The organism is Microbispora sp. KK1-11 (genome assembly GCF_006874435.1).
Lineage (GTDB): Bacteria > Actinomycetota > Actinomycetes > Streptosporangiales > Streptosporangiaceae > Microbispora > Microbispora catharanthi.
In genome coordinates, this window is record NZ_VIRJ01000014.1 from 207630 (window position 1) to 223586 (window position 15957).

Consider the following 15957-nt stretch of genomic DNA (forward strand, 5'->3'; position numbering starts at 1 on the left):
TGCGGACACCTCGCCCGCCTGCTCGTTGCCCTGCCGTCAGGGGACGTACCATGACCGGGTAAACGGCCTGGACCGGCCCGCATGACCATGTTCCGCGAGTCAAGGGGGGAAGTCACCCGGATGGGCCTGGACATCGAGAGTCGGTCGTCCGACTCGCCTTACATCGAGCGGGTGTGGCGCAGCAGCAGCCGTGACGTGGAACAGATGACGGCGGTCGCGACAGCCCATTGGGATCTGGTCTTCTGGGAGCACCGCGGCCAGGTCAGCGCCTCCGTCCAGGGGCCGGAGACGAGGGCGAGCCAGGCCCCCGTTCCCGAGGACGCCACGTTCTTCGGGATCAGCTTCTCCCTCGGCACCGCGATGCCCCATCTTCCCCTCGGCCGGCTCGTGGACGGGGGCGCGGAGATTCCCGACACGACGCGCAGGTCCTTCTGGCTGAAGGGTTCCACCTGGCACCTGCCCGACTGGGACAACGCCGAGGCGTTCGTGCGACGGCTGGTGCGTGAGGGCGTCGTGGAGCGCGACCCGCTCGTCGCCGCGGTGCTCAGCGGCGCGCCGCCGGACGTGTCCGAACGCACCGTGCAGCGGCGCTTCCTCGCGGCGACCGGGCTCACCCGCGGCGCGGTCCGGCAGATCGACCGCGCCAGGCGGGCGGCGGTCCTGATCCAGGAGGGCGTGCCGGTCCACGACGTGATCCACCGGCTCGGATACTTCGACCAACCGCACCTGGCACGCTCCTTGAGCCGTTACATCGGGCGCACCGCCACGCAGCTGGGCGATCGGAAGCCGGCGCAGCCGCTGTCGCTCCTGTACGCGACCTGACCGCTCGCCCCGGCACGTTTCAGAAGTGCGTGGTGACGCCGAACGCCGCGCGCAGGCTCGCCATGTCGTGCAGGTCGCGGTCGCGGGGATCGTAGCCCTGGTGGAAGGCGACCTGCTGACCGACGGACAGGCAGCGCACCCGCACGCCCTCGATCGTGCCCGTGACGAAGGCCGCGGCCGGGTAGTGGAGCGCCGCGCCGCGGTCGTCCAGGTGCTGCACGGCCGAGCCGTCCTCGGCGACGTGCAGCGGATGGAGATCGAGCTCGTGCCCATGGGCGTCGGTCATGACGAACCTGGCCGGCCGCCCGGGCACCGCGCCGGGCCGCTCGGCGTACCCGCACGACTCCAGCTCGCCGATCACCAGCCGCTCCTGTTCGGCCCGGTGGAGCAGGTCGAGGTCATGATGCTCCCGGGTGACGCGTCCGACCAGGACGTCGATCCCCCAGCCGCCGGCGACCCAGACCTCACATCCGGCGGCCTCCAACGCGTTCAGCACCCGCAGCATCTCGCCGATCGGCAGCACCGGTCCCGCTCCCCCTCAACTCGATCTTCGAGCCACGCTACCTCCCGCGGAACCGGGGACAGCACGAGGGACGGGTCCGTTCGTGTCCACCGCTCCCCGGGAACGGGAGACACTCGCGGGTCCGTGGAGTTCGGGCAGGTCAAGGTTCGTGCCCATGGCCTACGATGCCGGTCACTACGCTGGGAGCACCGCCCGGCCGCCGTGCCCATGCCGAGAGGACCTTGATGACCGAGCCGTCCCGATCCTGGCCACGCCTGCTCGCGACGCTCCTGCGCGGGCACGATCTCGGCGCGGACGACACCCGATGGGCCATGCGGCAGGTCATGGACGACGCGGCCGAGCCCGCCCAGCTCGCCGGGTTCCTGGTCGCCCTGCGGGCCAAGGGTGAGAGCACCGCGGAACTCCGGGGCATGCTCGACGCCCTCATGGAACGGGTCGTGCCCCTGCCCGTCGACGGCGCGCAGGTCGTCGACATCGTCGGCACCGGCGGTGACGGGGCGCACACCGTGAACGTGAGCACCATGGCGGCGATCGTCGTGGCCGCCGCCGGCGCCCCGGTCGTCAAGCACGGCGGCCGCTCGGCGTCCAGCAAGGCCGGTGCCGCCGACGTCCTGGAAGCCCTGGGACTGCCGCTCGATCTCACGCCCGACGACGTCGCCCGGTGCGTGCGTGACGTCGGGATCGGCTTCACCTTCGCCCCGCGCTTCCACCAGGGGCTGCGTTACGCCGGTCCGGTGCGCAAGGCGCTCGGCGTCCCCACCGCCGTCAACTATCTGGCGCCGCTGACCAACCCCGCCGGTCCCCGTGCCGCCCTCGTCGGCTGCTCCAACCCCGCCCTCGCCCCGGTCCTGGCGAACGTCCTCGCGGAACGGGGCGCGAGCGCCCTGGTCGTGTGCGGGCAGGACGGCCTCGACGAGATCACCACCGCCGCGCCCACGAGCGTCTGGATCACCGAGAGCGGCGGCGTCCGGCAGGAGACGCTGGACGCCGCCGACTTCGGACTGGCCCGCAGCGCGCAGGACGCGCTCCGGGGCGGCGACGCGGCCTACAACGCCTCGGTCGTCCACCGGGTCCTGGCCGGTGAAGCGGGCGCCGCACGTGACGCCGTCCTCGCCAACGCGGCCGGCGCCCTCGCCGCTCACCGCGGCTTGGGCGGGGGCCTGCGTGACGCCTTCGCGACCTGCCTGGACGACGCGCGCCGCGCCGTCGACAGCGGTGCCGCCGCCACCACCCTCGACAGCTGGCTGAAGCTCGCGTCGTCCCTGGCCGGCCGGTAACCGGCTCTGCCTCGCGCTCAGCCCGACAGGCCGGCGAAGAAGCCGCGGATGTCCTCGGCGAGCAGGTCCGTGGCGTCATGGGCGGCCCAGCGGCTGCCGAGGACGCCGCGGTGTTCGTGAACCAGTAGATCGAGGCGTTGGTCAGCACCACGTCCGGGTCCACGCCGGCCGGCAACCGGCCGATCCAGGCGAGCTGACCGGCCGGCGGCGATTGGTGAAGCGGTCGTTCGCCGAACGGCGAGAAATGCCGGCGTCAGCGGCGCACCCGGGTGGCGATGGTCTGCGCGCACGCCAGGGACTCCGTGTGCGTGGTGTCCACCACGAGGTCGTAGACCACGCCCTCGTGAACCACCTCCGCCTGCAACGCCGCCATCCCTATGACACGGTCGCCCCGCGCGATCTCCCGCCCTGCCGCCACCGCGCTGTCGCACCGCACACCGACCCAGAGCACCTCCAGCCCGGCAAGAGCTTTCTCCCAGCGTTGCCGCGACGCCGCCCCGCCGAGAAACACGTCATCCACGATGACCCGAGCGCCCGCGCGGGCCATCGCGGCGATCCCCGCGGTCCACGCCGCATCCAGCGTCATGAATGCCGGCCCGACATCGACCCGCCCGTCCGATGCGAAAGTGATCCCCGCATCCGATGCCCGCATGGAGGCAGGCATCGCCTCGACCATGGTGTCGACCGAGAGGGCAAGCCACGGATCCGGCAGGACCGCCTGCAAGCACCGGGAGATCCCGGACTTGCCCGAACTGGAGCCGCCGTTGAGGACAATCACCCGTGTGGCCACCGCGCCACGCTAGAGGGCGGCCCTACACGTCCTCAAACGGTTTTCACGTGACCCATCCGTGCCGTCCACCGACCGGCGCCAGAGGCGCTCCGTCCGGGGCACGGCAACACGTCTCTGTAGGAGCCGCCCCGACAGCCGGCCTCACCGGCAGAGCGGCTTTTCATGGCGCGGACTCGGCGCGAACCTGGTCGAAGAGCTGGGTCAGACGCCCGAGCCCCGCCGCGGTCCGCAGCACGTCCGAGTAGTCGCGCAGGTGGACGACACGGCCGTCGCGGGCGCGCAGGACGAGCACGAATCGGGAGGTGAACGGCCGTCCGGTCGCATGGTCGACACCGTCCATCTCACCCTCGGAGATGATCACTTCGGGGTCGGCCGTCTCGTGAACACACACCTCGCCGAATCCGGTCAGCGGTGGTTTGGACACCGACTCCCACGCCGCCCTGAAGCCGGCGCGGATCTCCTCCCGCCCGTCGTACCGCTGCGACGGACCGCGATGCGGCGTCCAGAACACGAACTCATATATCGCCTCATCGGCGAACAGATCGGCCAGCGCGTCAGGTGAGAAGTCCAGCAGCGCCTGCTGGAAGCGGTCGAGCAGGTCGCGTGGAGTCGCGGGCATCCCGCCTCCTTAATCGACGCGGGTTCTGCTCGCCAAAGCTAGACCGAAGAGGACAATCGGTCAACAAGCGTGGAGCGAACAATGTCCGAAAGCACTGCTGCCGCCACGATGACCGAACCGCCCTCAACCGGCCCCACCTCGATGTGACCCGGGAGCGCGGTAGTGGTCGCCGGGCGCGAGTCCGAAAAGACCCACCAGGATGATCACCTGGCGGGCCCTCGGTGTTCGTAGAGCTAGTGACGATGATGACGGTGGTGGTGCACATGGTGGCGGCCATGGTGGCGGCCATGGTGGTGCCCATGGTGGCGGCCGTGGTGGCGCTCGTGGTGGCGGCCGTGGTGGCGCTCGTGGTGGCGGCCGTGGTGGTGCCCATGGTGGCGGCCGTGGTGGCGCTCGTGGTGGCCGCCGCCTCCGCCGCCGCCGCCTCCGCCGCCGCCGCCGCCACCGCCGCCACCGCCGCCGCCGTCACCGCCACCGCCGCCACCGCCGCCCTGGGCGTAGGTGCGGGGCGTGAGATCAGTGTGGTGTCCGGGGATCGAAGTCGGCTTCGACGAGAACGCGTCGTGCGCTGCGGCGCTCTCCGAAGCGCCGACTACGGACGTGTTCGCTGGGCTCGCTACGGCTGAGGCTTGGGCTGCTTGACCCAGCCCCAAAGTCAGGGCTCCGATGAAAACTGCGCCCACCGCAGAGAGTCGCTTAACGGCCATTAGCGTCCCCTTTCGGTTTCGCGCGACAACTGTTCGAATCGCGCGACGGATTCCCTTACGACCCATCGTTAGCCTGGACGCTGCAAGGCGTCCAGATGAGATGACGTGGACTTGCCGGATTTCGCGAGCCCGCAATGCTAACGGCGAATATCGGCTTTGAATGCCGCCGATACGATTTACCGGTCCGATGCGGTCACAAGAACTCTCGCAGAGACAACGAGAACACATCCGTCACCACACTCTGCATCAGCTGATCAGATCTAGCTCAACCGGCCGCACCCGATCCCGATCTTTCACACTGACGATCGTCTCGACTTCCCCGATTGATTGAAGCGCTGATGTGGTTCTCCGCACTTCTTGATGCACGCATGAACACGCTTTTGCTCACCCGTTTCGAGGGATTATCAGATTCCACCAAAACGCTCAGGGCGCTACTGGACCGCTCCAGCGGAGGAGCTCGACAGCGTCACCTCTGCTGTCAACGGTGCCGAGGCGAAATCCGAACAAGGGCATCGACGGGGCCGCGATCTTGTGCGATCCCGAGCCCACACGCGAGTGCATCGAGTTCCGCGGGGCCGCCCGGGACGCCTGGAAGCTCCCCGACTGGGATGAGTACGTCTCCGGCCTCAAGCCCGACACCAGCCCGCCCACGGCACACATCACCGTGGACGACCGATCGGGCTCTGCGATCACCTTCGCTGACCAGACCCACCAGTCGCGCAAGCGGATCCTGACGTGACCGCGCCGCCGTGCGGGTCGTCCTGTACGGCCCGCTCGTCGGCGACAAGAACACCATCACCGCCGCCATGCACCGGCACGACCCGCGGTCCAGCCCGCCGCTCAAGCTCAGGGTCGGCACCGGCCGCGCGGACGGCTACAAGTTCGTCACCGTCAGGCAACTCGGCGAGTCGCGCCGCGCGAGCCGCCTGCTGATACCGGGTGAGCGCAGATGGGGGCGGATCTTCTCTGGAAGAGTATCCCTTGTCGCCGATCAGGCGATCCGGGCGGGTGCGCGGCCGTCCCGGCCCGCGTCTCGGGCCGCGGCTTGTTCAGCGCCGCCTCGAACGCCGAGCAGTCGACCACGTTGCCCGCGGTCACGTGCAGGGCCATGGGCAGGCCGCGAGCCTCGGTGATCAGGTGAAGCTTGCCGGCCAGTCCTCCCCAGGACCGGCCCAGCGCCTGCCGCCTTTTGCTTCGTATTCGCCGTCCCGCCGTCGTCCCCCTTTACGGGCGCCGGCCGCGTGCTGCTGAGCGCGGGCGATGGTCGGATCGATGCTGAAGGCCCACTTCGCCTGGCCGACCGAGTCGTCCTTGACCTGCTTCTCCTCCAGCAGACGCGTCCAGGTGCCGTCCTGGCCCCAGCGCTTGAATCGCTCGTAACAGGTCCGCCAGGGACCGTACCGCTCGGATGTCGCGCCACAGACGGCCCTTGCCGTCCGTGGCAGGCATTGCGATCAATTTGTTCTCGTTGTCACTCCGAGAGTTCTTGTGACCGCATCGGACCGGTAAATCGCATCGGCGGTACCCAAAGCAGATATCTGCCATCAGCATTGCGGGCTCGCGAAATCCGGCAAGTCCACGTCACCTCATCTGGACGCCTTGCAGCGTCCAGGCTAACGATGGGTCGTAAGGGAATCCGTCGCGCGATCCGAACAGTTGTCGCGCGAAACCGAAAGGGGATGCTAATGGCCGTTAAGCGACTCTCTGCGGCGGGCGCAGTTTTCATCGGAGCCCTGACTTTAGGGCTGGGTCAAGCAGCCCAAGCCTCAGCCGTAGCCAGCCCGGCGAACACGTCCGTAGTCGGCGCTTCGGAGAGCGCCGCAGCGCACGACGCGTTCTCGTCGATGCTGACTTCGATCCCCGGACACCACACTGAGGACGCGCCCCTCACCCACGAACAGGGTGGCGGTGGCGGCGGCGGCGACGGCGGCGGAGGCGGCGGCGGCGACGGTGGTGGTGGCGGCGGCGGCGACGGCGGCGGAGGCGGCGGCGGTGACGGCGGCGGCGGCGGAGGCGGCGACGGAGGCGGCGGCGGCGGTGGGTGACACCACCACCGACCCGACCACGACCTGCAGCCGAAAGGCGGAACGCCAGACGCTCGAAGACCACCGGGACCGAGTGACGAGGCCCAGTTAGCCGAGCACTCACAGCAGAGAACCGCAGGGGGCTCTGCCCCCTGCACCCCTGGCCCTCCTCGGCAGATAAGCCGGGAGGGTGCGGGTTGTAAGGGTCATCTCATCCCTCGGCGACAGGGGAGACGGCCCGACAACAGGGGGCGGTTTCCCTATGAGAAGCACCTCTTCTTAACGTCCCGCCATCTCTCCGGCCTGCTCCGCGTCCGTCCCTCCCTCGTCCACGAGCGTGCAAGGCCGGACAGCGCTGCCGGGCTTGGCCAGATAGGTTCCCAGGCTCCAGCCCACTCCCGGGGCGTTGCCAAGCCTGAACTCCAGCACCAGGGTCTCTCCAGACCGCATGAACTTGGGCGAGATCATGAACTTGTCCCCTGCTGATGGGACGGGTGACATCCCTGGAACGCCAGTGCTCCGGCCGGTCGAACTCCTCACGCCGCTGTGCGGTCATGTTCTTGGGGTTCGGTGAGACGTAGGCGTAGTCCGCACCGATGAATCGTCCAGGCGCGCACCTCTTATCCCGTGGGGTGTAGGTGACATCGGCCCTGATGCCCTGGGCGTTCAGCTCGGCCTGGAGACCTTCGGGGTCCTGCAACTCCTTGACCGTCACGACGAGTGTGCCGTCAGGGTTCTTCACCACCGCGTAGGCGGCCGCTCCTCCCCCCAGCGTCAGGGGAACCGCGACAGCGGCCGCCGTTATCCCCGCCACCGCGAGGATGCGGGCGCGGGTCATGATCCCGCGCGGCTTACGGGTGGCTTCAGAGCCACTGCCGAAGCCTGGTACGCCGACCGCTCTCTTATCGGTCGCCACAGGTCATCGCGGCACAGGGCGGCGGGGCCGGCCCCGGACGCCGAACGGACGAGGGCCGGACACATTCCACCCCTGCCGCGGGGACCGAGGCACGGGAGGACGCATGCGAGATGCTCCGTTAGCTTGAGCGGATGCCGCGGGCGCTGTTAGCTTCACCCGGGTGGACGACATGCGTGCACGGGCGGAGGCGATCGAGGACTTCGCGGCGGCACTGCGAGAACTTCGCAAATCGGTCGGCAACCCACCTTTTCGCGAAATGTCTGGCCGGTCGGGGGCGATCTCCCACACGACGTTGCACGAAGCCACGAAGGGCAACCGGCTCCCGAGTTGGGAGACCACCGTCGAGTTCGTCAAGGCGTGCGGCGCAGACCCGGCCGCGTACCGCGAACGCTGGGAGGGCGCGAACTTCGCGGTCAGATCCGCGAGCGCCGGAGATCCTTCAAGCCGCGCGGGCACCGTGGCGGCTCATCCGCCTTTCGGGCTCGAAGCCACCGCCACGGACGTCGCGGGAAGTCGTACCGTGCACGGCGCCACCGGGTCGCAAGCCCCTCGGTCGGCCGGCGAGGCCCCGGCATCCCTGCCTACGCCGCCATCGCCCGACGAGATCGCGGGCGACGTCCAGCCGGCCACCTCTTCGCCAGGGGGCCGAGGGCGATTCCGACCGTCCCGCCCTGCTGCGGCCGCGTTCGCAGTAGCGGTCGTCGGTGTGGCGACAGTGGTCCTCATCGCGGTCGCCGTCAATCGGGGCTCCGGGACCGACGGGCACAGCCTGAACCCGTCCGAGAGCCCGTCGAAGACCGGGCTGTCGGCGGCCGACTGCCCGGTGCGCGCCACCAACCCTCCGTGGAGCCCGCCCGCGCACGAGGGTGATTCGGCGAAGTTCATCGGGGACATCACGCTGCCCGACTGCACGCACGTCGGCCGCCGCCAGACCGTACCCAAGGTCTGGCGGCTCAAGAACGCCGGGACCGTGCCGTGGAAGGGATATTCGTTGCACCGCCTCGACCTTCCGCAGCAACCTGATCAATGCCAGACCGTCTCCGACGTACCGATCAAGGACACGCAACCCGGAGAGATGGTCGACATCCGGACCGACATCACCACGCCGAAGACGCCGGGCTTGTGCTACGTGCGGTTCAAGATGATGGAGGGTTCGGGACGGGTCGCCTTCCCCGGGGGGCGGCCACTCAACTTCCAGGTCATCGTCGACTGACGCCTGTTCCCCGCCGTGCATGACACGACGGGGAACAGGGGCGGACGGTCTCCGGGGTTCAGGATTCGAGAACGATCCCCTTGTAGTAGTACGTGAGGATCCTGGAGTAGCTCCAGCCGGCCTCCGCCTTGTCGCGAGAGCCGTTCTGCGACATCCAGTCGCCGGTGACCCAATGGCGGCACGCCGTCGTCGTGGAGCAGTACTGGGCCTTGAAGATCTTCCCATCGCGCGTCATCCGGGTGCCCCATGTCGCGTCCACCGCGGCGTTCGTCGCCGCCGTCGCGGAGCCGGGCTTGTACATCTGGCTGGACGTGTGGTCGGTGACGTCGTAGCACTGGCCGCTCGGTGTCTTGCTCGCCGACCTCAGCGCCCAGTACCAGCCGAAGTGCTTGACGGCGATCGCCCCGGCCTTGAGGGACTCCCTCGGCCAGTGCGACCGCCACTCGTTGGGCAGGACATTCTTGACGTAGGTTTTGAACGCCACCCGGTCCACGCGATTGAGGGATTCCCGGTAGACGAGGATCGTCGTGGGCAGCCTGCTGTGCTTGCCGTCGGTCTTGCACCCGGTCGGCGGCGCGGAGCTCAGGAACTGGTGGGAGGCGTTCTGGTTCTTGAGGCCGGGTTTGAGGTTGCCCTTGGCGCCGGGCGCGAAGTCCTGATAGACGCTGCCGCCGTAGTTGCTGTTGTAGTAGACGCGGACGGTCTTGGCGCTGCGGTTCCAGACCGAGGCGGCGGCGTTCTTGATGCACTTGCCCTTGCCGGTGCCGGGCCCCTTGAAGTCGAAGCAGGAGGGCTGCCGGGTGCCGTAGTCGCCGACCGACCCGGTGAAGTCGGACAGCGACCCCTGGTTGTCGCTGTTGAAGTAGTAACAGAACTCGCCGGTCTCGCACACGCCGTTGCGGGTGGCCGCCGAGGCGGGCGAGGCGGCGGCGAGCACCGCCCCGCCGAGCACCATCGCGACGGCCGCCGAGGTGAGCGGCGAGATCAGCCGCGCAGTTCGTGGAGACACAGTTGCCTTCCTCTTCATCGCAGGCCGCGGTGCGCTAGCGGATGTTGTAGCCCTGGGAGACCCAGAACGAGTTCGGATTCGGGTTGCTCAGCGTCGGGTCGCCGACGCTCTTGGCGGCGAGCTTCTGCCGTCCGGGGCGCATCTCGACGTGGGTGTGCGCGGCACTACTGGACGACACCCCGTGCCACGCCTCGTCCGCGATGATCTGGCCGCGCGCGATCTGCTGGCCCACACGCAGCGAAGGCAGCGGAGCGGAGTGCAGATAGATGATCGTCTTGTTCAGCGAGGCGTTGTAGACGGCGATCGTGGAGAGCCCGGAGCCGCCGTTGCGCCCGTACACGACGTTGATGATCTGACCGCTCACCAGGGCGTGGACATCCGAACCCACGCTGCGCTTGATGTCGATTCCCTCATGCCGGCCAGAGGTGTGGACGTAACCGTCGAAGCCGCAGCTGATATAGCCGCCGCCGGTTTTGTACAGCGCGTACGACATGTTGACGCGCGTCGACGACGACGGGCCGAACTGGTGGGAGGCGTTCTGGTTCTTGAGGCCGGGTTTGAGGTTGCCCTTGGCGCCGGGCGCGAAGTCCTGATAGACGCTGCCGCCGTAGTTGCTGTTGTAGTAGACGCGGACGGTCTTGGCGCTGCGGTTCCAGACCGAGGCGGCGGCGTTCTTGATGCACTTGCCCTTGCCGGTGCCGGGCCCCTTGAAGTCGAAGCAGGAGGGCTGCTCGGTGCCGTAGTCGCCCACGGATCCGGTGAAGTCGGAGACCGATCCCTGGTTGTTGCTGTTGAAGTAGTAACAGAACTCGCCGGTCTCGCACACGCCGTTGCGGGTGGCCGCCGAGGCGGGCGAGGCGGTGGCGAGCACCGCCCCGCCGAGCACCGTCGCGGTGGCAGCCGTGGTAAGGATCTTGTCGAGCATTCCCATGGTGTTCTCCTTCGTGTCTGTGCGGTCTGGGTTTCGGGTGGTCAGCGGCGCTGGTACTCCTCCCAGGTGCGGATGGTCACCTTCGGGCCGTCGTCGGGGCCGCGGCCGGCGAGCCCGTTCAGACCGAGGTAGTAGTCACCGATCTGATGCTGGGCCTGGCTGGAGAGGTCGGTGTCGTTGATGGCGGCGGCATGGATGTGCCACGGCCAGTCGTCTTGATCGGGGCTGCGCAGCCATGCCGCGAAGCCGACACGTCGCAACGCACGGACGACGGCGATGCGGGTGGCGGAGCTCATCCCCTCGACCGAGATGTCGACGACGCCGCCGCCGTCGTGGGTGCCCGCGGACGTGGGGTCGCCGCCGCGGTTGTACGACCCCTGCAACAGCACGAGGTCGCGGCCGAGCAGCCGCTTCGCCTCGGCCAGCATGCTCCGCGTGCGGGTGTTGACGACCACGCCGCCCGCAGACACCCGAGCACCCGGCTCGATCACGTGGGTGACCGTGAAACGGCCGGCTCCCAGCCTGGTGAGCGACGCCTTGCCCGGAAGGCCGTTGGCGGCGAGACCAGTGAAGCCGAGCGACCTCTGGAACTTCGCGAAAGCGGCGACCGTCGTGGTGCCGAAGTAACCGTCCACCCACTTCGCGTCGAGCAGGTGCCGGTCGCGCAGCGCCTGCTCGACGAGGAGCACGCCGGCCTTGGCGCCCGGGGTCAGCGAGTCGTCGGACCGCCGCGGGTCGATCTGGGCAGCCTTGACGGTGGCTTCCATGTTCACGCTCGGAAGGGCCCTGGTGCCGGCTGCCTGTGCCGCCGACATCCCGGACGCTCCGGTCAGGCAAGCGAACAGGGCGGCCGCCCCGAGGGCGGCGGCGCATGGAGGCAGCTTCATCGTTGTTTCTCCTGGTGGCGAGCGCTGGCAGGTGATTCCTGCGGCGGATCCACGGTTTCGGATCGCTCACGCTGTCCTCAAGGAGATCGTGTTGTCAGCCTGTCCGGCACGGCTCTCCGTACAGGCGTACGCGCCGCCTGACAGGCGATCCACGGCGAGCGGGACGCACGGCCTGACGTAGGGCGGGCAGTTGCGGGTTTGACGTTCCCGACGGCTTTCGGCAGCCCCCTGACTTCGCCGGGTTGGCGGGAGTCACGAAAGGGATTCGAATTCGAAGTAAGTAGGGTGGGCGGTGTGAGTGACCCGACGGCCGGCCTGAACACCGAACAACTTGGGGTGTACTTCGCCTTGATGGAGGTCAGCAGCCTCCTTCAGTACGCGGTGGAGGAGCACCTGCGTGCCGATGGCGACCTCAGTTACGTGCAGTTCCAGATCCTGGCTCGGCTGGTCGACGCGCCTGAAGGCAGGCTGCGGATGACCGACCTGGCCGATGGCGTCGTGTACAGCCGCAGCGGGCTCACGTATCAGGCAGGGTTGCTGGACAAGCGTGGCCTGATCACCCGTTCACCGTCACCGGATGACGAGCGCAGCGTGATCGTGACTGTCACGGACGCCGGCCGGGATCTGGTCGCCCGGGTGCTTCCCGGACACGTCGACCGTGTACGGCGGTTGTTGTTCGATCCGATGATCGACGGAGACCTCACCGAGCTCAGCAACGTTCTGGCCCGCGTCCGCGAACATATGCGCGCCACCCCGCCACGGTCCGCCAGATCCCGCGCCGTACGTAACCGAACCGACTGACCCGCCAGAGCCGCGGTGGTCACCGCCGTAGAAGGGTGGCCGAGTCGCGGCGACGCGCGTCCCGAGGGGGGCACCCGTGCGGTTGAGAAGCAGGGCCGTCGGCCATGCCCGGCGCAGCCGACGGAGCAATTCCTCCTCGCCGCCGTGGAAGAACAGGAAGGCCGGGCCTTGGCCCCTTTCAGGGTTGGGGATCAGGCGGCGGGTGCGACGACGATGACCTTGCCGTGCAGCGCGCCTGTGGCGGCCTGGGCGTGGACTGCCGGCAGCTCGGCCAGCGGCACGCGCCGGGCGACGTCCACGCGCAGCTCGCCGGAGTCGATCAGCGCCACCAGCCGCGACAACTGATCGGCGTCGCTACGGACGAACACGTCGATGCCACGTACGCCGCGCTGCTCGTCGGAGGGCGCGGGCATCCACACCGTCGTGTTCACCAGCACTCCGCCGGGACGGATCAGGGTCAGCAGTGCTGCCAGCTGCTCCGGGTCGATCGGGGCAAGGTTGAGCACGATGTCGACCGGCTCGCTCACCGCCGCGGTCACCTCGGTGGTGGTGTGGTCGATGACCTCGTCAGCGCCCGAGAGCTTGACTTGCTCGCTGCTCCGCGGGCCGGCCGTGGCGATCACGTACGCGCCGGCATGCTTGGCCAGCTGCACGGCGTAGCCTCCGACCGCTCCGCCCGCACCGTTGATCAGCACGCGCTGCCCGCTCGTGAGCTTGGCGTGGTCGAAAAGCGCCTGCTGCGCCGTGAGGCCCACCACTGGCAGCGCGGCGGCATCGGGCAGCGGGATGCTCGTGGGCGCCGCCGTCAGGACCTCGGCCGGTGCGAGAACGTACTCCGCGGCCGCGCCGGTCCCCGTCATCGGCAGGAAACCGACGACCTCGTCGCCGACCTCGATGCCGTGCACGCCCTCGCCCAGTGCGTCGACCGTGCCGGAAACGTCGAGACCGGGAGTGTGCGGCAGCGTCACCGGGATGGGACCTTGCATGAAACCCCCGCGGATGTTGCCGTCGACCGAGTTGAACGACGTCGCGGCAACCCGGATCCGCACCTGTCCTGCATCGGGGACGGGCTGCTCCACATCCTCGTAGCGCAGGACATCGGGGTCGCCGTACTCGTGGAAACGCACTGCCTTCACAGCGGAGCTCGCTTTCAATCGAGAGGTTTGCTTCGAACTCGAAGCATCTACTCGGCAACCTTAGACCCGCTTCGAATTCGAAGCAAGTGCGGTGACTGTGCGGTGGGACACACAGCCTTCGGAGCGCAAGGTGATCGCTATGCGCAACTCAAGAGGCGACGGAACGTGCGATCGCCGGCCGCGCCACGATCACGTGGCCGGCCGACTGTGTGAACGGCGCCCCTTGATCCCTATAAAGCGCAACTCGGCAAGTCGGGGGACCAGACAGTGGGACTAGACATGGCCGGGAGGGCAAGCATCCTCACCACCGACGCGCGGTAGCCCCTCCCGCTCCTGAGAGCCTGTGGAGAATGGGCGCATGACTGAGCTGTCTTTACCCGGGGGCAACGTGAACTCCGTCGTACGGGTTGGGGACACGGTTCGCCGCCCACCGTCATCCGCGTTCACGCGCGAGCTGCTTGGTTTGTTCGAGCGCCATGGTTGGAGGGGGTCTCCGCGTTTCATGGGTGTCGACGAGCTGGGTCGCGAGATCCTGAGCTTCGTCGACGGCCACGTGGCCTGGGACGACGAACAGCCTCCCGACGTCACCTCCGACCAGAGCTTGGCGGCGGTGGCCGAGCTCGTCCGGGAGTTCCACGACCTGACCGCCGGCACGGCGATGGCCGGCGAGCACGAGGTGGTCTGTCACAACGACCTGTCCCCCAAGAACACCGTCTATCGCGACCTCGGTATGGGGCTGCGGCCAGTGGCGATCATCGACTGGGACATCGCCGCGCCAGGCGCGCGGATCCATGACGTGGCACACGTGTGCTGGCAGTACGTCGGCCTGGGGCCCTCGGTGTCGGACGTGGCCAGTGCGGCCCGGCGCGTTCGGTTGATCTGCGACGCCTACGGCCTGACGGATCGGAGCCTTCTGCTGGAGACGATCCTATGGTGGCAGGACCGCTGCTGGCGGGGCATTGAAGCCGCAGCGGAAGCGGGCGTTCCCGCGATGATCCGGTTGCGCGAGCGCGGTGCGGCCCGGTCCGTTCGGGACGCTTACCAGTGGGTCGCGGCTCAACGCGAGGCTCTGCAGAGCACCCTCCGGTAGGCACCGCAGGACCAATCATGTTCCTTAGGACATCTGGCAAGCATGTGGTGGGACAGAACTGTCAATCATCTCGTGAGACTAGGGCGATTCCCCTGGCCGGCGACTGATGGAGACCACAGCATCGGGTGAACTAACAGGCAGAGCAGTCCGGCATCTTCACGAGGACCTACTCACCATGGACCCCTCAGGCCGCGATGGTCGGGATCTCTGGGATCGCCATTAGATGCTGTTGCTGTATCGCGCTGCTATACAGAGATCAAAAAGGCCCATCCCGGTGATCGGAATGGGCCTTTGAGCTGGGCGCGGCGGAGAGGACTCGAACCCCTGGCCTTCTGATCCGTAGGTCCCCAAACGACATCCGCGGTCGTCCAACTCCGATCGTCGTGCTGCTCCTCGGGACTGCGGCTGTTCGGATCCGTCCGGCTCAGTTCGTGATCGTCCGTCCGTGTGGCTCCCAGAACGGGCTACTCGTACACGTGGGCGGCGTGGATCTGGAGAGCGCGCGACTGCCATGTCGGCGGGTCGACATCATCCTTGAGCAGGGCTCCTTCACGGATACAGCCGTCCTGGAGCCATGCCGCCCAAGCTCTAAGGAAGTCGCCGACGTACGTGCTGCTCCATCAGCCTATGATCACTGCCGAGGGTCACGCGAGGACTACCACTCACCAAGACCCATCACGTCCCAGGCCAGGCAGATCAATGGCCTGGTCTGGATTCTGATGGGTTCCTTGCTCTCGTCCCTGAACCAGAGCGTGAGACTTTCGGTGTCTGGCCTGTGCCGCTCGACGGAGAGTCGCCCCAGCGGTCGCAGTCTGCCCAGGGAGGCGATCTCTTCCTCGCCTGCGTAGAGGCTGATGTACGCCTCGCCTGCTGTGGCATCGATTGAAAAGAGAATGGCTGTCGGGCCCCGGCTGAGGTGGAAGGAGTGGAGACCAACCGGCCAACCGACATCGTCGTACTGGCGCTCGGGCTCCCCCTCAAAGAGCCAGATGAGGTCGGCGAGTTCCGGAATCTCCACGGGACGAACATAGTCGGGGGTCGGTCATGGCTGCGCCTTCATCCACTTCGCGACGCCTGTCGATGCCGGTCACGTCCAGGGAAGTGGTGTACGAGCTGCCACCGCGTGATCCGTTTCTGCAGGTTATGCGGTGAGGCTGTCCGGGAGCTGTTCCTGGTCCGGTGTGTCGCCGGGGATCACCCGTAGGCGGGCTT

Annotated in this window: 17 protein-coding genes; 7 read left to right on the plus strand and 10 right to left on the minus strand. The window is 68.1% G+C overall.

Annotated features, from left to right (window positions below):
* Positions 1-81: 81 nt before the first annotated feature.
* The gene (locus FLW16_RS21540; RefSeq protein WP_221891204.1) at positions 82-822 is read left to right on the plus strand and encodes a helix-turn-helix domain-containing protein; all 741 of its coding nucleotides are present in this window, start codon (positions 82-84) and stop codon (positions 820-822) included.
* Between the two features lie 19 nt (positions 823-841).
* Here the strand turns inward: FLW16_RS21540 and FLW16_RS21545 are convergent, their stop codons facing one another.
* A complete protein-coding gene (locus FLW16_RS21545) occupies positions 842-1345 on the minus strand; it encodes a nucleotidyltransferase domain-containing protein (protein WP_142561887.1) in 504 nt (167 codons plus the stop codon).
* A 224-nt stretch (positions 1346-1569) separates the two neighbouring features.
* Here FLW16_RS21545 and trpD point away from each other — a divergent pair, with 224 nt between their 5' ends.
* Entirely contained in the window at positions 1570-2622 is a 1053-nt protein-coding gene (gene trpD / locus FLW16_RS21550; RefSeq protein WP_142561888.1) for an anthranilate phosphoribosyltransferase, read from the plus strand.
* Positions 2623-2875: 253 nt separating this feature from the next.
* Here the strand turns inward: trpD and cpt are convergent, their stop codons facing one another.
* Both cpt and FLW16_RS21565 read right to left on the minus strand, forming a co-directional pair.
* Positions 2876-3412 (minus strand): chloramphenicol phosphotransferase CPT, encoded by a 537-nt coding sequence (cpt, locus tag FLW16_RS21560; protein WP_142561889.1) that lies wholly within the window; start codon positions 3410-3412, stop codon positions 2876-2878.
* 160 nt (positions 3413-3572) lie between these two features.
* Positions 3573-4031 (minus strand): nuclear transport factor 2 family protein, encoded by a 459-nt coding sequence (locus FLW16_RS21565; protein WP_142561890.1) that lies wholly within the window; start codon positions 4029-4031, stop codon positions 3573-3575.
* 242 nt (positions 4032-4273) lie between these two features.
* Between FLW16_RS21565 and FLW16_RS21570 the strand changes: the two genes are divergently transcribed.
* The gene (locus tag FLW16_RS21570) at positions 4274-4657 is read left to right on the plus strand and encodes a hypothetical protein (protein WP_142561891.1); all 384 of its coding nucleotides are present in this window, start codon (positions 4274-4276) and stop codon (positions 4655-4657) included.
* Between the two features lie 565 nt (positions 4658-5222).
* Positions 5223-5477, plus strand: coding sequence for a hypothetical protein (locus tag FLW16_RS43865; RefSeq protein WP_185949537.1), 255 nt, complete (start codon positions 5223-5225; stop codon positions 5475-5477).
* Positions 5478-6504: 1027 nt separating this feature from the next.
* Here FLW16_RS43865 and FLW16_RS43870 read toward each other — a convergent pair.
* Positions 6505-6804 (minus strand): hypothetical protein, encoded by a 300-nt coding sequence (locus FLW16_RS43870; RefSeq protein ID WP_185949538.1) that lies wholly within the window; start codon positions 6802-6804, stop codon positions 6505-6507.
* 237 nt (positions 6805-7041) lie between these two features.
* Complete coding sequence (locus FLW16_RS21590) at positions 7042-7230, minus strand: hypothetical protein (RefSeq protein ID WP_142561892.1); 189 nt, start codon at positions 7228-7230, stop codon at positions 7042-7044.
* Positions 7231-7847: 617 nt separating this feature from the next.
* On the opposite strand from FLW16_RS21590, the gene FLW16_RS21595 reads away from it, so the two are divergent.
* Entirely contained in the window at positions 7848-8891 is a 1044-nt protein-coding gene (locus tag FLW16_RS21595; RefSeq protein ID WP_260615451.1) for an NBR1-Ig-like domain-containing protein, read from the plus strand.
* Between the two features lie 58 nt (positions 8892-8949).
* Here FLW16_RS21595 and FLW16_RS21600 read toward each other — a convergent pair whose 3' ends face one another.
* The 3 genes from FLW16_RS21600 to FLW16_RS21610 are packed head-to-tail and all read right to left on the minus strand — an operon-like array spanning position 8950 to position 11718.
* A complete protein-coding gene (locus FLW16_RS21600; protein WP_142561894.1) occupies positions 8950-9900 on the minus strand; it encodes a SpoIID/LytB domain-containing protein in 951 nt (316 codons plus the stop codon).
* A gap of 34 nt (positions 9901-9934) precedes the next feature.
* On the minus strand, positions 9935-10831 hold the full coding sequence (locus FLW16_RS21605; RefSeq protein WP_142561895.1) for a peptidase inhibitor family I36 protein: 897 nt from the start codon (positions 10829-10831) through the stop codon (positions 9935-9937).
* 41 nt (positions 10832-10872) lie between these two features.
* The gene (locus FLW16_RS21610; RefSeq protein ID WP_142561896.1) at positions 10873-11718 is read right to left on the minus strand and encodes a peptidoglycan-binding protein; all 846 of its coding nucleotides are present in this window, start codon (positions 11716-11718) and stop codon (positions 10873-10875) included.
* Between the two features lie 294 nt (positions 11719-12012).
* Here FLW16_RS21610 and FLW16_RS21615 point away from each other — a divergent pair, with 294 nt between their 5' ends.
* Positions 12013-12519, plus strand: a complete 507-nt coding sequence (locus FLW16_RS21615) for a MarR family winged helix-turn-helix transcriptional regulator (protein WP_221891205.1) — start codon at positions 12013-12015, stop codon at positions 12517-12519.
* Between the two features lie 191 nt (positions 12520-12710).
* Here FLW16_RS21615 and FLW16_RS21620 read toward each other — a convergent pair whose 3' ends face one another.
* Entirely contained in the window at positions 12711-13655 is a 945-nt protein-coding gene (locus FLW16_RS21620) for an NADP-dependent oxidoreductase (protein WP_142561897.1), read from the minus strand.
* A gap of 502 nt (positions 13656-14157) precedes the next feature.
* On the opposite strand from FLW16_RS21620, the gene FLW16_RS21625 reads away from it, so the two are divergent.
* The gene (locus FLW16_RS21625; RefSeq protein WP_260615449.1) at positions 14158-14745 is read left to right on the plus strand and encodes a phosphotransferase; all 588 of its coding nucleotides are present in this window, start codon (positions 14158-14160) and stop codon (positions 14743-14745) included.
* A 655-nt stretch (positions 14746-15400) separates the two neighbouring features.
* Here the strand turns inward: FLW16_RS21625 and FLW16_RS21630 are convergent.
* Entirely contained in the window at positions 15401-15763 is a 363-nt protein-coding gene (locus tag FLW16_RS21630) for a hypothetical protein (RefSeq protein ID WP_142561899.1), read from the minus strand.
* Between the last annotated feature and the right edge of the window lie 194 nt (positions 15764-15957).